Origin of the sequence: Burkholderia sp. 28_3 (assembly GCF_003253915.1) — a bacterium.
Classification (GTDB): domain Bacteria; phylum Pseudomonadota; class Gammaproteobacteria; order Burkholderiales; family Burkholderiaceae; genus Burkholderia; species Burkholderia cenocepacia.
Genome location: NZ_QKZF01000001.1, coordinates 645,538 through 666,787 on the forward strand (window position 1 = coordinate 645,538; position 21,250 = coordinate 666,787).

Here is a 21,250-nt window from a genome sequence, read left to right on the forward strand (position 1 = left end):
CTGCACGCGCGACGACACGGCGACGAACAGTAGAACGACATGCCCGATGGCACGATGAGAGGCGCGGCAAAGTGCAGCGAATCGGCGGCCATCATGGACGTGTCTCCAGCCAGATCGGATGCGCAACGCCGATCACGGCGAACGCGCTGACCGGCCCGAAATAGCGGCTGTCGAACGACGCCGGGTTGGTCGCGCTCAACAGGAACAGTTCGCCCGGTTGGAGACGGCGGCAAAGCTGCAAGGATGGCAGCGGCCGGCCCAGCCGGTCGGCAGGCAGGGCGGCGGCCACCGGCACGCCGTCGATGCGAACCTGGCCGGCGACGATGCAAACGTGTTGTGGCGCGACTGCGCCCACACGTTTGAGCAGCGGAACGCGGGTCGGCAGGTAGCCGCGCTGCGCAGCCAGCATGGCGGCCCTGTCGGGCAGCGGCATCAGCACGATGCTGTCCACGGACAGCGGACGTGGCCGCGAGGCGGTGCGCGGGTCGAACGGTTCGATGCGATACCAACCGACCGCCACGCTGTCGGACGGGTTGTAGGCCATTCGCGGCAGGGGCTGCACGAACGCCGCCCAGGCCAGCGCAGCGAGGCCGACGGTGGCGAAGCCTGCCAGCACGAGGCGAGCGCGCAGGCGCGAGCGAGGATGCGGCACGGGGCCGGTCGTGGAAATCGTGGTCATGGCAATGCCCTCCCGGCCAGCCAGGCGGCGTGCCGTTCTGCGGTGTATGTGGGTAGCGCCGAGCGCGCTGCGAGCCGGTTCGCGAGCGTGCGCCAGTACGCGGGCGATGTGTCTGCGGCTGCGATGCCCAGCGCCTCGATGCCGTCGATGCGTTCCAGCACGGCGCGCACGTTGGCATCGCCTTCGGCGTGCAGCAGCAGACGCGCGCCCGGCTGCACGCCGGGGATGCGCTGCACGGCGTCCAGCGGCGTGGCGGTCTGCATCACCATGAGCTGCCAGCGGATCGTGCCGTAGTCGTTGGCCTGCCAACGGATGCGGCACAGAACCGCGTTCGGCAGGAACACGGCGCAGCGCCGCCAGCGGTCGAGCTGGAGCGTGCGCGCCGGTTCGCCGAAGCGCAGGTAGAGCTTGAAGCGCGGTTCGATGTAGGCCAGCGCCACGCGCGTCAGCGGCACGTTGCCGGCCTGGCCGGCGAGTGTCGAAGGCGCCGGCGGCGGCGCAGCCGTGGGCGCACTTGCTTTGGGGGTGTGGGCGGTCGAAGCGGATGCGTTCACGGCGTGCCCTCCGGGGGAAACTCCCGCTCCAGCAGGTCGCGCAGCAGTTCGGCTACGGTCACGCCTCGCGTGAAGGCCGACACCTTGATGCGCGCCCGCATGGCGGGCGTGATGTCGAGCGTCAGTCGAGCGGTGTAGAGGTCGCCTTTCTGCACGGCATCTGCGTCGCCCTGGCGAATCCACGCTTCGGCGTGCGGATTCGCTGGGGGACGCGCACCGATGCCGACGCGCTTGCTGCGTGGTGGTGGCTTCCCAGTCATGTCGGCCACCGCAGCAGTTCGTCGGTGAGCGCGGCGATCTCGCGGGCAGCGGCGCTGTCGGGCGCGGTTTCGCGGGCGAGCCGGCCAGCGGCTACGCTGTCGGCAAAGACGATGCGCTGGTGGATCTCCGAGCGCAGCGCGGGCAGCGGCTGTTCGGCCAGCGATTGCCGTGCCTCCCTGCCGATGATGGTGGTGCTGACGCGCCGGTTGATGACGAAGGCCGCGCGCAGCGCTGGCCGGAACACCTGTGCTTCGCGGATCAGTGCGACCATCTCGGCAGAAGCCCATACGTCGTAGGGGCTGGGCTGCACGGGGATCAGCACGCGCTCGGCCGCCAGCAGCGCGGAACGCGCGAGGGCGGCGATGCGCGGCGGGCCGTCGATGATGATGTGATCGGCCCGCCTGGCGAGTTCTGGCGCTTCCTGATGCAGCGTTTCGCGGGCAAGGCCCACGGCGCTGAACAGACGGGGCAGGCCCTGCTGGCTACGCCGCTGCGTCCAGTCGAGCGATGACCCCTGCGGGTCGGCATCCAGCAGGATGACATGCAGGCCGCGCATCGCCAGTTCGCCGGCGATGTGCGTGGCGAGCGTGGTCTTGCCGACGCCGCCTTTCTGGTTGAGAAACGCGAAGATCATGGCGCGGCCCTCCGAGCTGGAAAGCCGGCCTGGCCGTGCCGTTTCGTGGTTGTCCACCGAAACGGCGCGCTTCTACTAAAAGTTATGTATTTCTTGTTAGGTAAGTTAGAGGGAACGCAAACCCGCGCCGTTGTTGGCTTTCCGGCGTTTTCGTACTCCTGATAGCACGAGGGTCGTACTCCTGATAGCACGATACCCGGTACTCCTGATAGCACGAGGCCGTCCACAGGTTCTCCCGCAGTTATCCCCGTGCCGCGTGCGGCACGGGCCGGAAGGTCAGCAGCTCGGTGTTGTCGTCCGGCATCCGCTCGATGCCGAGGACGTAGCCGGGCAACGACTGCCGCGCCACCAGGGCGCGCACGTCGTAGGCGAAGTCCGAGAAGCGGGCCGCGCTGCCGGATTTGCGGTACAGGTGTCGGAAGTCGAATTGCCAGCCGTGCTCCTGCCGCCCGCCATGCTTGCGCACCAGGCGGTACAGCCAGCGTTCGATACCGCCCTTCAAGCGGAAATAGGCCGGGTCGATGGTCAGCACCAGGGCGGCGTCGAGCACGCCGGCATAGAACCAGTCCGGCAAGATCAGCTCGATGCCCAGCGGGGTGCCGCTGGCGTCGGCGAGTTCCTTCCACTCGTTGATCCACGAGAAGCGATGCAAGCGCCTTCCCGTGGTTTCGCGGATGGACGTGGCCACCGTGGTCGATTGCAGCCGGTCGAGGGCGGCCTTCAGGCGCTGGTAGTCGTTGAGGGACGTGCCGCGCCCGATGAAGCGCAAAATCTCGTAAGGCGTGGCGCGTATCCAGCGCGACGGGCGCAGGCCCGCGTCGCGCGCCTCCACGATCTGCGAGGCGGCCCATATCAGCACGTCGGCATCCCATATCGTTGCGATGCCGTGCTCCTGCGTGCCTTCCACGCGAATGGTGACGTTCCCGCTGCGGAAGTCGATCGGCGCCGTGCGCCGCGACTTGGCAAGCGAGAAGAACGGAAAGGCCATCAAGTCCTGGGAATCGCGTGGCGCCATGTCGCCCGGCAGCGCGCGGAACAGATCGAGCTGTTCGCGCTGCGGCAAGGCTTGCCCTGGCGGGCTGGACATGGCGAAGGCCACCCACGCGCCGACGATCAGCGGCCATCACGGTAGTCGCCCGCGTGGCGCTCGGCGTATTCGGGATCGGACGTGGCCTCGTAGCTGCGCTGGTCGGCCCAGGCATCGAGGTCGGACACCGCGTACATGACGCGGCGGCCGAACTTGCGGAACTTGGGGCCGCCGCCGATCACCCGCTGCTTCTCCAGCGTGCGCGGCGACAGCCGCAGGTAGTCGGCGGCTTCGTCGTTTGTCAGGTAGCGTTGAGGCTGCGAGGTCGCAGTGACGGCAGCGGCGGCAGGCCGCGAGGGAGCAGGTCGCATGGGATGTACCTCCATCAAGCCCGGCCACACCACGCGGCCGGATAGAGGCACTCTCAAGAAAGCAAGGCTTCTTGCTAAGGGACGATTCGCACGGGTCGAGAAACGTCCCCCCTAATGCGACGGGAACATTGGAAGCTGCGCTAGTCGGCGGTAGCCGCCGTGCATCAGCTCATCGCCGCGGCGTACCAGCCGCCGTACGCGGGCACGCAATGCACTGTCTTTGTGCCAGTCGGCCGCGACGGCATCCGCGCCGAACAGACCTTCGCCCACCTCGCGCAAGGAGGCTCCCGCGAGGGTCGCGTCGAGCGCTTGCAAGGTATGCAGTTCCAGCAGCGCGGCGGGCGTGGGGCGGGAGCGGGCTGTTGCCACAGGCGTGGCCACGGTTGCGGCAGATAGCGCATCCAGCTTCGCAGCGAGCGTGCGGTAGCGCGCACAGGGCGTGGCGCAGGCGCGTGTGGCGTAGAGATAGGCCGAACCATCTTCCAGGTCGGGTGCGAGTGCCAGCCGAACGCAGCAGCCTGGCCAATGCGATACGAGCACCAGGCGCTTGCCGTCGTGGGTCAGTTGCTTGCGCCCAGGAATGCGCCAGAACTCGAAGGTATGCGCATCGGGTGGTGGGTCGGCGTCGGGGTATAGCTGCACCACGGCATCGTGATCGGGGAACCAAGCAGGATGTGCGTCGCGCGCATCCAGGCCGGGATCTTCCAGCAGGCGCAGGCCCCAGGCCTGCGCCGCATCAGGCTTGCGACGCCGGCGTAGCCAGTCGCGCCGGTAGCTTGGATTCCTGCGCAAATACTCCCAAGCCAGCGCTGGGCCATCGAGGTGCAGCGTGTAGAGATACGCGGCCGTGGGATACCAGTGTTGGCTGCTGCGGTCAGTCATGGCGAAACCTCCCTGTTTCTGGGAACGTCGCCACAATTCCGCTGTGCGGGAGCTATCGAATCGCCATCAAGTGGTCATCAAACTCGGGTTACGCTTTAACTGCTGGTGTCAAGACAGATTCGCTCCAGTGCATTGCCGAAATCGTCTAAATGCGACGACTGCACCGCCCGGAAATGGGGTGCAGCATTGAACACCGTGCCGAATCTCGCGCCTGGCATCATGACTGTTTTGGTCAGGAGCGCACCACCCTGGTGCAAGCATGCGGATCAAGACTTGCCAGGTCTTGGCTAAGACCGAAATAGTCACAATGCGATACTTTTTGCCTGGTCGCGCTGGAATGCGTCAATCGGTGATCGAACCGTTTTCCTGAGCCAGTCGAACGTATTCCGACAGCGGCCGCGTCGGCTGGAAATACCGATCTCGTATCACGGGCTGCTTGAGCGGCCCGACGATGGACGCCAGATCGGACAGCTTCACCGTCGCCAGGGCAGGCATCCCGATCCCGAGGTCGATCAGGCCGTAGGCCGTATCGCCATCGGTCGGATCGAGCGCGGCCAATAGCCAGGTCGCATGTGCGTCCGGTGTGAACAGGCGCACCACGGGCAGCGGGTCACATTCCTGGCCTGCGGCGCGGGTGAGGCCGTGGGCCAGTAGGTGCACCCGGTCTTCCTCGGTGACAAGCGTGGTCAAGGCCGCGCCCCTTCCACGAACACACGCAATCGCCGAGGCGCATCTGTGCCTGCGGACGGATGCACGTATGCGCAAGCGCACGAAGCCGCAAAAGCGGAGAGGCACGAAGGCGTATTGGTGGAAGTCAGGAAAGACACGGATGCGGTTCCCTGGGTCTGAGGAAATCCGCAGATGCGGATCTCCGTAAAAGCACGGAAAAGGAAAACATCACCACCAAATGAACACTATAGATTGTAGTCCTATAGGGCGCAATGGGCTGTCATCTTGGTTTTTTGGGGAAACCATAGGTGGCAGCGAAGAACTCATTGGCAGCGGCGATTCGGACGGTAAGGAAGGCGCGTGGTTTGAGCCAGGAAGCGTTCTCCAACGTGTCCAGTCGCACCTACATGAGCACGCTGGAGCGCGACCTGAAAAGCCCAACCATCCAGAAGCTGGCCGATCTGTGCGAGGTCATGGAAGTGCATCCGCTCACGCTGCTCACATTGGCTTATGCCGGTGACAGCACCCGCGAAGCTGATGAATTGCTGGCACAGGTGCGCCAGGAACTCAGGGCGATATTGGAAGAGCCCGACACGCCTTAGCGCGTTGGCGTGTGGTACTGAATTGCAGCAAGCGGAGCGCGCAGCGCCGCAGGCGCGAAGGCGTGAGGGATTGAAGCCGGATGGCCGTGACGGCTTGCCGGCACGGGGCGAAGCCCGAAAGCCCGGCGGCGCTTACAGCGCCGACACGCCACACACCGCTCGTTGACACGGATTGCGAGCCACAAGGCACGCATGCAGGCCCGCCGTGACGGGCGTATCCAGCACGCGGCAGCAGCAGAAATCCTGCGCGTGCGGTGCTGCGATCAGCAGCATCGCGCCCCGCCGCAGTGGGCGGGACGCGGTAAGCGGCTGTCAGGCCGCCTTCGGCTTGTTGCGCGACCAGATCAGGTCGTGCGTGCCGTCCTCGTTCTCGATCAGGCGGGCATAGACCGTCGCCGGGAACGAAGGGTCGTCGATGGATACGGACAGGTATTCCCGCCCGGCCTCGCTGGTCTTCTTCCACGCTGCGCCGACTTCGTGGCCAGCCGCTTGCAGGTGGAAGTCGGGGGCGTTCTCGGTGTCGCCCTTGTCGTTGGGAACCAGCTTGACCTTGACGTTGAGCGTCAGGGTGCGAAGCGTGCCGGTGAAGCCGTCTTTCTCTGCGGTGAAGGTGCCGATGTTAGCCATGATGTTTCTCCTTTCGGGTTGAACAAGGTCGCGCCAGTGCGTCCTTGTTGTGATCCGGCCGGCGGGGGATGGGCTGGTCGCACCGCACAGCGGTCGCAACAACGTGGAGAACCTGGAAGCGAAAAGAATTTGTCCCGCGAGGAATGCGCGCAGCGCAGGGGAAATTGTTTTCGCTGCAAGGTTGCGGCCATCAAGCACAAGGCGCAGCCGCGCCACCGCCAGGATTCACAACAAGACAAGGACGCACAGGCCGCCCGCTCCCGAATGGAGACGTGGCCAACTCGGCATCCCCGCGTGACGGCTGCACCGGCTTGCGCCCTGACGCGGGCCAGGTCAATGCCCCGACGACAAGGCCAGAGCGCCCCTGCCGCAGCTCACGGCCACATACTGAGGCGTGGTGTGGAAGCTCCATAGAAGCGAGGCTGGGCGGCGTGTCGGTGAACCGTCTTTCGTGACGTACAGACAACGAACCGCCAGCGTCGGGGACGGCACGCTTTCGTGCAACCTGCCGCAGCAAGCCGGGGCGTAGCCACACCAGCCCCGCCCATTGCGGCGGGGCTCGGTCGAATCGTTGGCGGCGCGATGCGCCGCCACACTTGCTGGCTTCGTGGATTTCGCGCACGAGCGCCCTTGTGCGTGGCCCCATCGCCGCCTGTCCGAAGGCGGCGATGGGGCGTTTTGGCTTTGAGCAGTGAAACCGGGCGCGGCCACCGCCGCGCCCGGAGTTTTCGACCACCGGCCCCAAGGCGGCACGGCTTGGGGCCGGTGCGGCTCGTTATTCCTTGGTTTCGATGATCCACCACACGGCGCGCGGCAAGGCGCGGCCCGTGAGGGGATGCAGATCGGTCAGGTCGGCGCGGGCCGTCCAGCCACGCGGCGGACGGTAGCCGCGCACGTCGCCGTCGCCGTGCCAGCGGCGGGCGCGCACCGTGCCGGAGGCATAGGTCGCAGCTATGCGGGGGCGGTTTGCGGGTTGGTGGGTCATGGCAGGCATCCTCAACATGAAGCGCCCCGGCCGGAACCGGGGCGCTATCTACGGTGCGAAGTCACGCGGCCAAAGCCTCGGCCTGCGGCTGGTCATCCGCCACGGCGGCCACTTCTTCCTGTGCTTCGGCTTCGCCATCCGCCGGCGCGTCCTGCCCGGTCTGCTGCGGGCCTTCGGAGCGGAAGATGGCGGGCATCCAGCCGGTGCCAGCGGCCAGCCGTTCGGCTTCGCTGGCAATGTCGCCCTTCTTCAACTTCGCCAGTCGGGTGACGTGCGAGGGCGCGAACCCGCCAACGGCTTCCAGAATCGCGGCCTTCGGCACATGCCGGAAGTAACCCTCATTGGTGGGCTGCCACCACGCGGCCATATCCAGCCCCACGGCCTGCGCCAGTTCCGCGCCGGGCTGGTGCGGCGTGGCGCGAGGCGTCACCACGTCCACCGTGGAAGCTAAGCACACGGCCAACAGCCGCACCAGTTCATCCTGTGATTTCGCCAGCAGCGCGGCGAACAGTTCGGCGCTGTCCTCCGGCAAGGTTTCGCCTGCCACCTGTTGCAGTTCGCGCAGCGCCACGGCGGCGGGTGATTCCGGCCAGTCCGGGGCCATGCCTTCCAGCCGGTCTTGCACCGTGAGGCGCACACCCAGCGGCAGGTCGTGCCCGTAGTGCCTTTCCTGCAAGACGGTCTGCACCATGCCATGCACCACGGCGGCCAGCGCTGCTTGCGGATGCCGTGCAACTTCGATTTGCAGCGCAGCGGTACGGTGCGCGCTCAACCGCTGCGCCAGTCGGTCAGACATGGCGGCGGTCTTGGGCTGCTCGTCGTCCTCGCCTGCGTCCTCGTTCGCGGCTTCGCCTTCGCTGCCGAAACCCTGCCGCAGCCGCTCCAGCGTGCGCAGTGCCTTGGCCTCCGCTTCGCGCAGCAGCCCGCGATGAATCGCGGCCTGCCCGTCGCGGTCGATGGTGACAATGGCACCGGCTGCGGCCTTCACGTTGGCCGCATAGTCCAGCAAGCCATCTTCCAGCGCCTGCAACTGCTCGCCCAGGCGTTCGCCTTCTTCCTGCAAGGCATCGGCCTTTTCCTCGTCCTCGTCGTCCAGCGCGGCATCCACCGCCTCGGCCAGTTCGTGCAGCTTGGTTTGCAGCTTCTCGATGCGCTGCGCGTCGCGCTTGTTCGGACTGCGGCGTTCCCTTGGCGCACGCTGGAAGGCTTGCAGATCGGCATGGGTCATGCCCGGCGTGGCATCCACCCACGCCCAGCCCTCGGCCTGCACCTTGGCGGCGATACCTGCCAGCTTGTCCTGCGCCAGCCGTTCCAGCAGTGCGGCATCGGTCAGATACACGCCTTTGTCGCCCTCCGCGAACAGGTCGCGGCGGATGCCACCGCCTTCCTGCTCGTAGCCGTCCAGCCCGACAAAGCGCACCAGCGGATGCCGGTAGGCGTCGATTTCGCGTTCGGTCAGGCGGTCGCGCAGGTTGTGCGGGCCGCGCTGCCATGTGGGCGCATCGTAGAACGCGGCTTCCTGCGCAGCATGGTCGTCGGTGATGGCGAGGGCCATCAACTGGTCAAGGCTCACGGCCTCGGCCCGGTAGTCGGCCAGCAGGCGCGGCGACACGTTGGCGAGTTTCAGACGGCGCTGCACCACCAGCGGCGTGACGCTGAAATCCGCTGCAATGTCCTCGATGCTGCGGCCTTCGGCCACGAGCGCGGCGAACGCCTCGAACTGGTCGGCGGGGTGCATGGCTTCGCGCTGCACGTTCTCGGTGAGGCTGGCCGTGCGGGCGGTGCCATCGGCCACCAGCAGGCAAGGCACCTCCCATTCCTTGCTAATGCGGTGCTTTTTCGCCAGCAGCTTCAACGCTGCGAGGCGACGGTCACCGGCCACGACCTCGTAATGCTCGCCATCGGCGGCGGCAATCACGATGAGGTTTTGCAGCAGGCCGACACGCTGGATGCTGGCGGCGAGTTCGGGAATGGACATGCGCGGGGTCTTGCGCACGTTGCGGCCAGTGGGACGCGACACCAGCCGCGACAGCGGAACCAGAATCAGGTTCTTGGTCGGATCAGCGGCTTCCAGCGGGATAGCGGCGGCGGTGTTGATGGCGCGGGCTTCGGTTTGGGTAACGGCGTTCATGGTGATAACTCCTATCGGTTCAGGGATGCAGCAGCGAAGAAAGCGACAAGGGCTGCTGCCTGCCCCTGCCGCGTGGGGATTCAGGCTTTCAACTGGCGCATGCCATCGGCCAGCAGCCAGAGGGCGCGATTTAGTCGGATGTTTTGGTCGATGCCCTGCACCGGGCGGGTTTGCTGTCGGCGCCCGTTGGCGCTGCGGCCACGCAGCCCGCCTTGGGTCAGGTTTTCTTGGGTGCGGTTGAACACGCTCCACAGGTCGGGGCGGCGGTCGTCGAAGCGGCGCGGCATCAGGATTTGCGATTCCGTGATGGGCGCGGGCTTGTCGGGGTCGTCGTACTTGAGGGCGAGCGCGGCGCGGGCGAACACTTCGGATTCGCCATCGTCCAAGGTGATGCCGCGCATGGCATCGCGCGATTCCTTCACCCGATCGAAACCGCTCAAGACTTCGTAAGCCCCCTCAATGACCAGACCGGCCACGTCGCCTTTATGGGGCACTCGCACATCGGCCACGGTGTTGCCGCAGACAAGGCCATTGCTGCACACGAACCGGAACATTCCGGCCAGCATCTGATAGCTGCTGGTGCCGTCGTGCGAGTTCAGCAGCACGATTTCGTTGGCCTCCGCGCCGTTGATCTGGCTGGCATGGCGCAAGCGAATCATGTGTTTGGTGTGCTCGCGCTTGCCTTCGTCGCGCACGCGGGTTTGCGTCACCATGAAAGGCTGGAAGCCTTCTTTGCGAAGCTCGGTCAGCACGGCGGCGGTGGGGATATAGGCGTACCGCTGCGAACGGCTCTCGTGCGGGGCATCCGCGAAGATGGACGGGGCCACGCGGTGAATCTGGTCGTCGGACAGCGGGTAATCGCTGCGCAGCGAGGGGGAGCGGAAAGCGAAACGGGATGCGAGTTGCATGGTCTTTCTCCTGACAAAAGAGGTTTGCTGTTCACACCGCACACCGGATTTCTAGATTCGGAGCCCAGCCTTTCGGCTGTTTGGTGCGGTCGGCACGAGGAACCCGGTTGGCCCTGTTGCCACCGTCTTTCCTGAGTTCATCGCCCGCGCCCAAAGGAGCGCGCGGACGGGGGCCGTCAAGGAGCCAAGCGCAGGGTTGGTGCGGCCCGCAGGCGCAGCCGAGGACACGGCCCTGCGCGCCTTGACGGCACACGGTCGCGGGCTACGGTCGCGGGTAAGGTGATGAAGTCAGGGGAGACGGCTGGACAAGGCAACGGCCATCCCTTTGTGCTGACCGCACGCAAGCGAAGCGCGCAGGCCCGAAGCTGGAAGCCGGGCCGTAGGCGTCAGCGATGCGGAAGGCTGGCGAAGCCAGTCCCGCCAGGGATGAGCGACTAGCGAACCTGGAGCAGCGCGATCCGCGAAGCGGAGACGCAAGAGGACTCTTCGTTTACCATTTGTTTCGCAAGCAAATGATGGGAAAGCAAGAACACGGAGATATAGAGATGATTGTCTGCATCAACCGCCTCAAACAGTTCGGAATCTTCAGCGACTTCAATGGAACGAAGATCCAAAAGTTCGGCCGGTACAACCTGGTCTATGGTTGGAATGGAACAGGCAAGTCAACGTTATCGAATCTATTCTCTTGCTTTGAGCTTCGCTCGATGGTTCCCCGCTTCAGCACGGGCCAATTTTCAGTAGTTCTGGAGGATGGCTCAACGATCACGGAATCCACACTCCACTCATCCCAATTGAATATTCATGTTTTCAATCAACGCTTCGTGCATGAGAACATTGATTGGGACAAATCCGTAAAGAGCATCCTTCTTATTGCGAAAGAGAAGATTGATGACTTGCAGAAGCTGGAGAAGCTGAAGAGCGAGCTTCAGTCGAAAAAGAAGGCTCACGACGACAAGCAAAGCGATATCAAGAAGCAGCGTGAGGCATTAGAGAAGTTCCTGACCAATGCTGCCAAGAAAATGAAGCTTGGACTTCAGGCGATTGATACGAGCGACAGTTATTACTTGAATTACGACCGCCGCAAGCTCTTCAACTTCATACAGAATAACGGCGAGACAATTATCAAGGCGGAGTCGGTTCTTCCAGATGAGAGGGTTATCGACCTTACGAATGCCGCCAAGCCAGATCAGCTTCCAAGCATTGCTTTCGCCTCAACGGCCATTGAGCCGGACTACTTTAAGAAAGCGGCGGGCCGCATCAGAGATTTGATTGGGACTACGGCGGTCAATCAAGCAATCCAGCGGCTGACCGATAACCCGGAAATCCGCGAATGGGTTCAAGCAGGCTTGGAAATCCATAAAAACCACGACTCGCAATCCTGCGAGTTCTGCGGCTCTCCGTTCGCCCAGCTTCGTGCCGAGGCGCTTGCTGCCCACTTCAGCAAGGAGTTCACGGAGTTTCAGAGCCGACTTCAGAACGCGGCGACATGGATTGAATCTCAAGGCGCTCCAGCTAATCAGTTTCCCGCATCGACCGAGTTTTATAAAGAACTATCGGCCGAGGCAGAGAAGCTTCAAAAGGACTACGCAACTGCTGCTGAAAAGATCGACCAGCAAATCGACGCCTGGCGGGAAGCCCTGAAGGCCAAGATCACAGACCCTGGGAAGACAGACATTCAGATCTCGGATGTGGTTGAAGACGATGTCACCAATTTCAATGACATCCTGAAATCGATTGTTGCTCTCGTTGGAAAGCACAACAATAAGACTTCAAATTTCAAATCTGAGACCTCAAAAAGCAAGGTGGCACTGGAGCTTCACTTTGCTGCGGCTGAGGTGCAAGAGTTTGACTATGCTGGAAGTGAGAAGAAGTGCAATGACCTTGAGTCAGAAGCAAAGAACGACCATAAGGAAATTGAAAAAATTAGTCTAGAGGTCGGAGCCATAGAAGCGGCGCTCTCGAATGAAACGGTCGGGGCAAAGGAGTTCAATGACATCCTGCATCGCTTCATTGGCCGCTCTGAGCTTTGCCTGAACTTCAATCAGAAGAAGAAAGGCTATGAGATCATCAGAAACGGGGTTGGTGAGCACGATGGGAATTTGAGCGAAGGTGAGAAAACTGCGATTGCATTTGTCTATTTCATCACGAAGCTCAAAGAAAATGGAAATAACATCAAGGATACGATCGTCGTCGTTGACGATCCGGTCTCAAGCTTTGATTCTAATCACTTGTTTCACGCCTACTCGTTTTTGAGAACGCAATGCACTGAAGCCAAGCAACTTTTTGTGCTGACTCACAACTTCACTTACTTTAAGCTAGTGAGAGACTGGTTCACTGGCACCAATAGGAATCGAGTCAAAAAAGGCAACGCCGAGAATTGCTTCTTTTATCGCCTGGATGCGCCACCTGGCTCCCCTCGTCACTCCCTACTTGTGGATGCCGACGACTCACTCAAGAACTACGGTTCCGAGTACCACTATATCTTCAAGAAGCTCTACGAATATAGGGCGCACACAACACTCAATCGAGATGAGGCGTTCTTGACCGCCAACCTCGCCCGAAAGCTTGTTGAATCGTTTTTCACCTTCAAATATCCAAGGCGTCGAAGCGACATTAGTCAATTGATGGAGGCTGGCCTAAAAGATTGCACCATCACGACACCAGAGCTTAAAGAAAAAATCTACCGCTTTATCAATAAGTATTCACATAGCGACGTTATTGAGATAACAGAGGAATCCGCAGAAAACTTGGCAGGCGAAAGCCACAGCGTCATCGGGAACATCTTCCAGTGGCTGGAAGAGGTGGACAAGAAACATTACGACGAGATGATTCAGGTTGCGACGGCCTGAGCATCAGGCCGCGAGGGCCATAGCTATGCCACCAGGCGCAGCAAAAAGGGGCCGAAGCCCCTTGGGCTAGATCAGCCCATGCTCGGCGAACGATGCCGTTTCGTTGCCCGCAACGATGATGTGATCGAGCACGCGCACGTCCACCAGACCCAACGCTTCCTTGAGCCGCTGGGTCAGCGCCCGGTCAGCCGCGCTCGGCTCGGGGTTTCCGCTCGGATGGTTGTGCGAAACGACGACCGCCGCCGCATTGAGCCGCAGCGCCTCCTTGACCACTTCGCGCGGATACACCGACGCACCGTCAATAGTGCCGTGGAACATCTCCCTGTATTCGATCAGACGATGGCGCGTATCCATGAACAGCACTACGAACACCTCATGCTCGAAGCTGGCCAACTTTGTACGCAAGTATTCCTTGACCGCCGCCGGCGAAGTGAACTCTGCTCCGCGCCGCATTTTCCGGTCAATGACCTGGCGCGCAGCTTCCAGAATGTCGTCGGCCGATGCCGGTAGATAGCGCCCGTGCGCGTCGCGCACCAGCAGACAGGAATCGAACGAGGGAAAGGACAGTTGCGACATGATCGTGCTCCGGTTGCTCGGGCGGAATTGCCCGGAACCGGCGGCAGCACGGCGCAGCGCAAGCAGTCAGGGGTCGCAGACGGCCGCCAGGACGCAAGCGCGCATGGCGCGCGCCGCCCTTGACGGCGAGAACGCCGTGATACGGTGAAGGGAACAGCAAGACCGCCCACACCCGCCCACTGCACAGAGTCGATTTTTGGCAAGCGGAGCGCGCAGGCCCGGATCAACGAGCCGGGACGGAGGCGTCAGTGATGGAAGCCCGACAGGGGCGAGACTCGCGCAGCGAAGCTCGATGCGCAGCACGACAGCGCGACGGCGGCACGCCGGGACGCCCGACTGCTTGGGACAGGACTACTCGTTGTCCGTCTTGCGCTGCTCGATTTGCAACTGCGCCCGTTGCGTTGCCTGTTGCAGCCGCTCCACCAGCACGCCCCTCGGCGGCAAGGCGGTCAGATACTCGGCAACGTGGATGCCGGACTTGTCCAGCTCCAGCAATTCGATCTGCTCGCGCTTCTTGCCGGTGCAAAGGATGATCCCGAGCGGCGAGGCTTCCTCCGGCTCCCGTTCGTGCTTGTCTAGCCACCGAAGGTAAAGCTCCATCTGCCCTTTGTAGGCCGCCTTGAAGTCACCTACCTTCAACTCCACCGCAACCAGCCGCCGCAGCTTGCGGTTGTAGAACAGAAGGTCAAGGTGGAAATCCTCGTCGTCGATCGGAATGCGCTTCTGCCGGGCGACGAATGAGAAGCCCGCGCCCAGCTCCAGCAGGAAGGACTCCATTTCACGGATGATCGCCGCTTCCAAGTCGCCTTCCTGCCAAGTGTCCCGCAGGCCCAGGAAGTCGAGGATGTACGGGTCGCGCATGACCAGGGCCGGCGACATGCGCTGCGCATCGCGCAGGGTCGCCAACTCCTGCGCTATGGTTTCTTCCGGCTTTTGGGAAAGCGCCGTGCGCTCGTACAGCATCGAGTCGATACGCTCGCGCAGCGTCCGCACGCTCCAGCGTTGGGTGCTGGCCATCTGTGCGTAGTAGTCCCGCTGGAGCGGGTCTTTCAGCGGCATCAGGGCGATGAAGTGCGTCCAGCTCAATTCTCGTATCAGTGATACGAGAATTCGCTCGTCGGGGAAGGTGGCGGCGAACTGCACCATGCGGCGCAAGTTCTGCTCTGCAAAGCTGCTGCCGTACTCCTCCACCAACTGCGCAGCCAAGGTGGGCAGAACTTCCTTGCCGTAGGCGCCCCGGCGCCTGTCCAAGACCTGCGTGTGGATGCGTTGGCCGATGCGCCAGTAGAGCATCGTAAGCTCGCTATTCACCGTCGAGGCGGCGCGCAAGCGCGCCGCCTCGATCAGTGCCCGAATGTCGCCCAGCAGCGCCGCGGGCGCTGCGAGCGATGCTGCTGATGGCCGGCGCCCGTTCATGCCACCGCCTCCGCAAGCTGCCGCGCGCCCGTGATGGCTTGGCGGCGGCTGGCCACCAGCTCGGCCGCCTCGCGCACCGGCTTGTCCTCGGTGTGGACGTAGTGCATGAACATCGCCACGGTCTTGTGGCCCGTCAGCTTCATTCCCACTTTGGTCGGCACACCGGAATTGGCAATGTCGGTGGTCGAGCGATGACGGATGCCGTGCGTGCCTACGTGCGGCACGCTGGCGGCCTTGAGCGTCCGGCACCAGCCGCCATAGTGCTCGCCAAAGGTCAGGTGCTTGGCCGGGTCGTTCGGCGACGGCAGGACGTAAGGGCAGCCTTCCAGACGCGGCGCCGTCGAAAGCAGCCGATAGGCTTCCTCGCTCATGGGCTTGGAAATGCCGCCAACCTTGCTGTCGGGCCACACCACGCGCCGGTTCTCGAAGTCCAGCCAGCTCCATTCGAGCGGGCAGATTTCGGAGCGCCGCGCCGCAAACTCGAATTGCAGCCGGATCGCCAACGGGATGACGTAGTTCTCCAGCCCCTCCGCCTCCAGTTTCTCCAACTGGCGGAAGATCCGCACCATTTCCTCGTCCACGATGAGCCGGGTTTCCTTGCCCGGCGGGTACATCGGGACGTGGCGGCACGGATTCGTGCCGTCCGGGCGGAAGCCCCAGACTTCGGCCAAGTTGAACATCTTGCGCAGCACGCCGAAGGTCTTGTTGGCCTCGGTCGGCTTGTAGGCCAGCTTTTCCATGAGCCCCGCAATGTCGGGCCGCTTCACGTCATGCACCTTCTTGCGGCCCAGCAGCGGGATGATGTTGCGGTCGATGACGCCCTGGTAGCCGTCCTGCGTGCTGACCTTGTTGCGCTTCTTGGAGTAGTCCTCCATGAACTTTTTGCACAACTCGGCCATCGTGGGCGCCTTGCGCGCCTCGGCCTTGGCACCGCCGGGATCACCACCCCGGCGAACCTCGGCCAGCCAGTCCTGCGCTTTGACCCGCGCCTGTTCGACGGTTAGCTCCCCGTAGAGTCCCAGCGAGGGCTTGCGGGGCTGGCCAGAGTTCGTGCGGTACTGGAGCATGAACACCCGGCGTCCCGTCGAGGTAATCTTGCAAAGGAAGCCGGGCACGACGGTATCCCGTAGTTCGATGTCCTTCGCCTGGGGTTGCGCCGACTCTACGGCGGTCTTGGTGAGCTTGATCTTTGCCATGATGACTCCTTGGAACGACCCGGATTCCAGGAGCCAGATAGGAGCGGCGCGAGGGAGAACCGGGTCAAGTTTCAGAAAGCACCGGCATATGATGGAAGCGCGTAAGCTATTGATAAACCTGCTGTATCGGGCTACGTCGCAGTCCAGCGAACTACCGGGCTGGAGTCATCGTGAAACAAAAAACCGGCTGCTCCCGTGACGGGACACAGCCGGTTGTGCATCGTGGCGCGCCGCGGCGCCGCGGTCAGGCGCCGCTCTTCAGCACCTTGCCGATCGCGTCCGCGACGATGCCGACGTTCGAGTCGTTCAGGCCCGCCACGCACATCCGGCCCGAGCGCAGGATGTACACGCCGTGCACCTCGCGCAGCGCGTCGACCTGCGATTCGGTCAGGCCCGTGTACGTGAACATCCCGCGCTGCTTCACGTAGCGCGTGAGCGCTTCGCCGCTCACGTGGTCGCGCAGGCCGTCGTGGATCGACTGGCGCATCCGCGCGATGCGGCGGCACATCGCCGACAGTTCCTCTTCCCACTGCTTGCGCAGCGCCGGCGTGCCGAGCACGGCCGCGACGACCTTCGCGCCGTAGGTCTGCGGATTGCTGTAGTTCGAGCGCACGGCGCCGGCCAGCTGGCCGAGCACGCGCTCGGCCGCGGCCGCGTCTTCGCAGACGACGCTCAACCCGCCCACGCGCTCGCCATACAGCGAGAAGTTCTTCGAGAACGAGTTCGCGACGAGCGTCGGCACGCCGCGGCGGGCCAGCTCGCGCACCGCGAACGCATCCGCGTCGAGGCCCGCGCCGAAGCCCTGGTACGCCATGTCGACGAACGGCAGCAGCCCGCGCGCCTCGATCACGTCGATCAGCTTCTCCCACTGGCCTTCGTCGAGGTCGACGCCGGTCGGGTTGTGGCAGCACGCGTGCAGCAGCACGATGCTGCGCGCCGGCAGCGCGTCGATCGCCGCGAGCATCGCGTCGAACTTCAGGCCGCCCGTCGCCTCGTCGTAGTACGGATACGTGTTCACCGTGAAGCCGGCGCGCTCGAAGATGAAGCGATGGTTTTCCCAGCTCGGGTCGCTCAGCCACACTTGCGAATCCGGGAAATAGCGCTTCAGGAAATCGGCGCCGACCTTCAGCGCGCCCGAGCCGCCGAGCGTCTGCAGCGTCGCGATGCGGCCGGCCGCGCGGGCCGGGTGATCGGCACCGAACACCAGCGACTGCACGGCATCGCGATACGCGGCCAGGCCGACCATCGGCAGGTACGGCTTCGGGCCGCTGTCGCGCTGCAGCGCGGTCTCGGCTTCGCGCACCGCGCCCATCACCGGAATCCGGCCTTCGGCGTCGAAATAGATCCCGATGCTCAGGTTGACCTTCTGGTCGCGCGGATCTTTCTGGAAGTTCTCGTTGAGCGTCAGGATCGGGTCGCCCGGGTACGCGTCGATGTGTTCGAACATGGCTTGAGTCGGTCTCGTTTGGAAGAATGGTCGGTCGTGGCCTGCGTCAGCGTGCGGAGACGCCATCATGCACCGCAAAGCCGGCATTCTTCTGACGGAAGCGATACCCGACCGCGAGCACCGCGAGCCATACCGGGATCAGGTACACCGACAGGCGGAGATCCGGCGTCAGGTACATCACGACGAGAATGCCGGCCATGAATGCCAGGCACAGGTAATTCGTGAAAGGATAGCCCAGACTGCGGAAGGAAGTCTCCTCCCCGGCAGCGCGCTTGGCCTGGCGGAACTTCAGGTGGATCAGGCTGATCATCGCCCAGTTGATGATCAGCGCCGACACGACGAGGCCCATCAGCACCTCGAACGCCTTGCCCGGCATGAAGTAGTTGACCAGCACGCACACGCCGGTCGCGAGCGCCGATGCGCCGAGCGCCGCGAGCGGGATGCCGCGCTTGTTCACCGAGCACAGCACCTTCGGCGCGTTGCCCTGCTGCGCGAGGCCGAACAGCATCCGGCTGTTGCAGTACACGCCGCTGTTGTAGACCGACAGCGCGGCCGTCAGCACGACGACGTTCAGCACGTTCGCGACCAGGTTGCTGCTGAGCGCGTGGAAGATCAGCACGAACGGGCTGCCGCCGCTGACGACCTTCTCCCACGGATACAGCGATAGCAGCACGGCCAGCGCGCCGATGTAGAAAATCAGGATGCGGTAGATGACCTGGTTGGTCGCGCGCGGGATGCTGCGCTTCGGATCGTCGGCCTCGGCCGCGGTGATGCCGACCAGCTCGAGCCCGCCGAACGAGAACATGATCGCGGCCATCGACATCACGAGGCCCGACACGCCGTTCGGGAAGAAGCCGCCGTGCTGCCACAGGTTCCGGACGGTGGCTTCCGGCCCGGCGTGGCCGCTCGCGAGCAGCCAGCCGCCGAAGCCGATCATCCCGACGATCGCGGCGACCTTGATGATCGAGAACCAGAATTCCGTCTCGCCGTACGACTTCACGCTGGTCAGGTTGATCAGGTTGATCGCGACGAAGAACACGAGCGCCGACACCCAGGTCGGCACGCCCGGCCACCAGTACTGCACGTAGATCCCGACGGCCGACAGTTCGGCCATGCTGACGAGGATGTACAGCACCCAGTAGTTCCAGCCGGACAGGAAGCCCGTGAAGTGGCCGAAGTACTTGTTCGCGAAATAGCTGAACGACCCCGCGACGGGCTCGTCGACGACCATCTCGCCGAGCTGGCGCATGATGAAGAACGCCACGACGCCGGCTACCGCGTAGCCGAGCAGCACGGACGGGCCGGCCATCTTGATCGTCTGCGCGATGCCGAGAAACAGCCCCGTGCCGAGCGCGCCGCCGAGCGCAATCAGCTGGATGTGCCGGTTCTTCAGCCCGCGCTTCAGGCCGTCGCTCTCGTTTCCAGAAACCATGTCTTCTCCACTCTGTCCGCTTCCGCCTGGAGCGGTGCGGCGCGCCTCGGTGTGCCGGGCGCTGTTTTGCTGTGCCGGCGGCCGTTCGTGGAGCCGCCGGGTTGGGGACTGCAATCTTCGCGTGCCGGCATTCGATCCGCGTCGGCGTGCCGGCCAGACCCGCCGCCGACTCGTCGCCCACGCCGCATTGCTGCGGCCGCACACGAAAATCCGGCGTCAGTTTAGCGTCGCGACGGCGAAATCGGGTTGCGTAACCCGCTCATGCAAACCCTACATTATGAGATAAGATTGCATCCAGGAGACAGATGAGGAAACAAAAATGCCTGAACCGGTTCTCGATCGCATCGATCGCCACTTGCTGTCGGTGTTGCAGGAGAACGGCCGCGCGTCGAACCTCGACCTGGCGAAGGCCGTCGGCCTGTCGCCCGCGCAGACCTTGCGACGCCACCGCCGGCTGGAGGAAATCGGCGCGATCCGCCGTTACGAAACCCGGCTCTGCCCCGACACGCTCGGCTTCGGCGTCACCGCGTTCGTGCACGTGACGATGGAGCGCGGACATATCCGCGATCTGTCGAAGTTCCAGAAACTCGTGTCGGATCTCGCGCAGATCCAGGAGTGTTTCTCGGTGACGGGCGACATCGACTATGTGCTGAAAGTCGTCGCGCACGACCTGAAGGGGCTGTCGACGTTCCTGCTCGAAACGCTGATGCGCATTCCCGGCGTGAGCGGCGTGCATTCGAGCGTGTGCCTCGACGAGATCAAGTGTACGAGTGCGATGCCGGTGGAAAGCTGACACGCCCGGCGCACCGCGGTGATCCTTTACCCCACCGCCTCGAACGCACTGATCAACAACGCCCCCGCCGCGATCACCACGCAACCGGCCGCCCGGCGCGGCGTCAGCCGCTCGCCGAGATACACGCGCGCGATCAGCGCCGCGAACACCACGCTCGTCTCCCGCAGCGCCGAGACCGGCCCCATCGGCGCGCGATCCATCGCCCAGATCACGATGCCGTACGCGAGCGCCGCGAATACGCCGCCGCAGGCGGCCTTCGCGGTTTCGCCGACATCCTGCGTCAACCGCAACGATCCCGCCCGCAGCCGGTAGTACCCGGCCATCAGCACACCCGTCAGCACGAACATCCACGCGGTATAGCCGACCGTGCTGCCACTCTCGCGTACACCGATCCCGTCGACCACGCTGTACGCGGCGATCGACACGCCGGTCGCGAACGCCGTCGGCAGCACCTGCGTCATCCGGTGTCGGGCGCCGCGTCCGCGCTCCAGCCCGATCGCCATGATCCCCGCGCAGATCAGCACGAGCCCGCCTTGCGCACCGAAGTTCAGGCGCTCGCCGACGAACGCCGCCGCGCCGAGCGTGACGAGCAGCGGCGCCGTGCCGCGCGCGACCGGGTATGCGACGGTCAGGTCGCCGTGTTCGTACGCGCGGACGAGCAGCAGCGTATAGACGACGTGGATCACGGCCGACGCGACGACGCACAGCCAGCTCGTCGGCGTGATCGGCGCGGCGGCCGGCAGGAACAGCAGCGCGAACAGCCCGATCGCGATCTGCAGCACCGTGGCCGAGCGCAGCCGGTCGCCGCTGCTGCGCACCAGCGCATTCCATGACGCGTGCAGGAACGCCGCGCACAGAACGGCAAACAGAACGGGGATCGGCACGCTGAACACTCCCTGACGGTCGGAGGCCGCGCGGTGCGCGGCAGCCGTTCATCCTATGAATGCGTCACCGGATTGTCAAAAAAGCGACGCACGAGACTCCGGACGTGAGCCGGCCGCCACGCGCCCTGCCGCTCCCGCGCCGGATGCCGCCACCGCAGTACGCCCGTGGCGGTATGTGACGTGGAGATTGCACACGGTCCGCCCCTTTCCGTTCTCTTTCGCATCGCCCTGCGTCGTAATGAAACCGATACCGGAGCGCAACCATCGCGAAATCACTCCGTCCCCATATCTTCATACGCGGCTGGTCCAATGCGCGTGCTCCCTCAC

The 21,250-nt window shown here is 63.9% G+C and carries 21 protein-coding genes; 3 read left to right on the forward strand and 18 right to left on the reverse strand.

Features of this window, described 5'->3' with window-relative positions:
• Positions 1-91 precede the first annotated feature (91 nt).
• The 8 genes from DFS13_RS03065 to DFS13_RS03105 all read right to left on the reverse strand — a co-directional run bounded on the left by DFS13_RS03065 (position 92) and on the right by DFS13_RS03105 (position 5,098).
• The gene (locus DFS13_RS03065; protein WP_003092304.1) at positions 92-679 is read right to left on the reverse strand and encodes a S26 family signal peptidase; all 588 of its coding nucleotides are present in this window, start codon (positions 677-679) and stop codon (positions 92-94) included.
• On the reverse strand, positions 676-1,233 hold the full coding sequence (locus DFS13_RS03070; RefSeq protein WP_023093372.1) for a DUF2840 domain-containing protein: 558 nt from the start codon (positions 1,231-1,233) through the stop codon (positions 676-678). Before DFS13_RS03070 ends, DFS13_RS03065 begins: the two co-directional genes overlap by 4 nt.
• Positions 1,230-1,493: a hypothetical protein gene (locus DFS13_RS03075; RefSeq protein ID WP_000147048.1), complete on the reverse strand. Its 264-nt coding sequence runs from the start codon at positions 1,491-1,493 to the stop codon at positions 1,230-1,232. Before DFS13_RS03075 ends, DFS13_RS03070 begins: the two co-directional genes overlap by 4 nt.
• Positions 1,490-2,128, reverse strand: coding sequence for a ParA family partition ATPase (gene parA, locus DFS13_RS03080; protein WP_003092312.1), 639 nt, complete (start codon positions 2,126-2,128; stop codon positions 1,490-1,492). The genes DFS13_RS03075 and parA overlap by 4 nt, the downstream gene beginning before the upstream one ends.
• Before the next feature lie 241 nt (positions 2,129-2,369).
• Positions 2,370-3,227, reverse strand: coding sequence for a replication initiator protein A (locus tag DFS13_RS03090; RefSeq protein ID WP_003092315.1), 858 nt, complete (start codon positions 3,225-3,227; stop codon positions 2,370-2,372).
• Between the two features lie 14 nt (positions 3,228-3,241).
• Positions 3,242-3,526 (reverse strand): AlpA family transcriptional regulator, encoded by a 285-nt coding sequence (locus DFS13_RS03095; protein WP_001247107.1) that lies wholly within the window; start codon positions 3,524-3,526, stop codon positions 3,242-3,244.
• Between the two features lie 111 nt (positions 3,527-3,637).
• Positions 3,638-4,408, reverse strand: a complete 771-nt coding sequence (locus tag DFS13_RS03100; protein ID WP_003092318.1) for a DUF2285 domain-containing protein — start codon at positions 4,406-4,408, stop codon at positions 3,638-3,640.
• A gap of 342 nt (positions 4,409-4,750) precedes the next feature.
• Entirely contained in the window at positions 4,751-5,098 is a 348-nt protein-coding gene (locus DFS13_RS03105) for a DUF2958 domain-containing protein (RefSeq protein ID WP_016487838.1), read from the reverse strand.
• Between the two features lie 287 nt (positions 5,099-5,385).
• Between DFS13_RS03105 and DFS13_RS03110 the strand changes: the two genes are divergently transcribed.
• Positions 5,386-5,679: a helix-turn-helix domain-containing protein gene (locus tag DFS13_RS03110; protein ID WP_006379425.1), complete on the forward strand. Its 294-nt coding sequence runs from the start codon at positions 5,386-5,388 to the stop codon at positions 5,677-5,679.
• A gap of 312 nt (positions 5,680-5,991) precedes the next feature.
• Here DFS13_RS03110 and DFS13_RS03115 read toward each other — a convergent pair whose 3' ends face one another.
• From DFS13_RS03115 to DFS13_RS03140, 4 genes are all read right to left on the reverse strand, one after another.
• The gene (locus DFS13_RS03115) at positions 5,992-6,306 is read right to left on the reverse strand and encodes a DUF736 domain-containing protein (protein ID WP_001273857.1); all 315 of its coding nucleotides are present in this window, start codon (positions 6,304-6,306) and stop codon (positions 5,992-5,994) included.
• 775 nt (positions 6,307-7,081) lie between these two features.
• The gene (locus DFS13_RS03130; protein ID WP_022580212.1) at positions 7,082-7,291 is read right to left on the reverse strand and encodes a hypothetical protein; all 210 of its coding nucleotides are present in this window, start codon (positions 7,289-7,291) and stop codon (positions 7,082-7,084) included.
• Between the two features lie 61 nt (positions 7,292-7,352).
• Positions 7,353-9,422 carry a ParB/RepB/Spo0J family partition protein gene (locus DFS13_RS03135; RefSeq protein ID WP_000994919.1) on the reverse strand — a complete coding sequence of 690 codons (2,070 nt, stop codon included), beginning with the start codon at positions 9,420-9,422 and terminating at the stop codon, positions 7,353-7,355.
• 80 nt (positions 9,423-9,502) lie between these two features.
• Positions 9,503-10,330: a DUF932 domain-containing protein gene (locus DFS13_RS03140; protein ID WP_003092327.1), complete on the reverse strand. Its 828-nt coding sequence runs from the start codon at positions 10,328-10,330 to the stop codon at positions 9,503-9,505.
• A 392-nt stretch (positions 10,331-10,722) separates the two neighbouring features.
• On the opposite strand from DFS13_RS03140, the gene DFS13_RS03145 reads away from it, so the two are divergent.
• A complete protein-coding gene (locus DFS13_RS03145; RefSeq protein WP_001223964.1) occupies positions 10,723-13,179 on the forward strand; it encodes an AAA family ATPase in 2,457 nt (818 codons plus the stop codon).
• A gap of 66 nt (positions 13,180-13,245) precedes the next feature.
• Here DFS13_RS03145 and radC read toward each other — a convergent pair whose 3' ends face one another.
• The 5 genes from radC to DFS13_RS03170 all read right to left on the reverse strand — a co-directional run bounded on the left by radC (position 13,246) and on the right by DFS13_RS03170 (position 19,246).
• A complete protein-coding gene (gene radC, locus DFS13_RS03150; protein ID WP_003092330.1) occupies positions 13,246-13,755 on the reverse strand; it encodes a DNA repair protein RadC in 510 nt (169 codons plus the stop codon).
• Positions 13,756-14,106: 351 nt separating this feature from the next.
• Complete coding sequence (locus DFS13_RS03155; RefSeq protein WP_003092331.1) at positions 14,107-15,171, reverse strand: YhcG family protein; 1,065 nt, start codon at positions 15,169-15,171, stop codon at positions 14,107-14,109.
• On the reverse strand, positions 15,168-16,367 hold the full coding sequence (locus DFS13_RS03160) for a site-specific integrase (protein WP_001062689.1): 1,200 nt from the start codon (positions 16,365-16,367) through the stop codon (positions 15,168-15,170). Before DFS13_RS03160 ends, DFS13_RS03155 begins: the two co-directional genes overlap by 4 nt.
• Before the next feature lie 244 nt (positions 16,368-16,611).
• Positions 16,612-17,814, reverse strand: a complete 1,203-nt coding sequence (locus tag DFS13_RS03165) for an amino acid aminotransferase (protein WP_034202365.1) — start codon at positions 17,812-17,814, stop codon at positions 16,612-16,614.
• A gap of 46 nt (positions 17,815-17,860) precedes the next feature.
• Positions 17,861-19,246 (reverse strand): amino acid permease, encoded by a 1,386-nt coding sequence (locus DFS13_RS03170; RefSeq protein ID WP_006494893.1) that lies wholly within the window; start codon positions 19,244-19,246, stop codon positions 17,861-17,863.
• A gap of 319 nt (positions 19,247-19,565) precedes the next feature.
• Here DFS13_RS03170 and DFS13_RS03175 point away from each other — a divergent pair, with 319 nt between their 5' ends.
• On the forward strand, positions 19,566-20,039 hold the full coding sequence (locus tag DFS13_RS03175; RefSeq protein ID WP_006479071.1) for an Lrp/AsnC family transcriptional regulator: 474 nt from the start codon (positions 19,566-19,568) through the stop codon (positions 20,037-20,039).
• A 26-nt stretch (positions 20,040-20,065) separates the two neighbouring features.
• Here the strand turns inward: DFS13_RS03175 and DFS13_RS03180 are convergent, their stop codons facing one another.
• Complete coding sequence (locus tag DFS13_RS03180) at positions 20,066-20,923, reverse strand: EamA family transporter (RefSeq protein WP_062885666.1); 858 nt, start codon at positions 20,921-20,923, stop codon at positions 20,066-20,068.
• Positions 20,924-21,250: the final 327 nt, after the last annotated feature.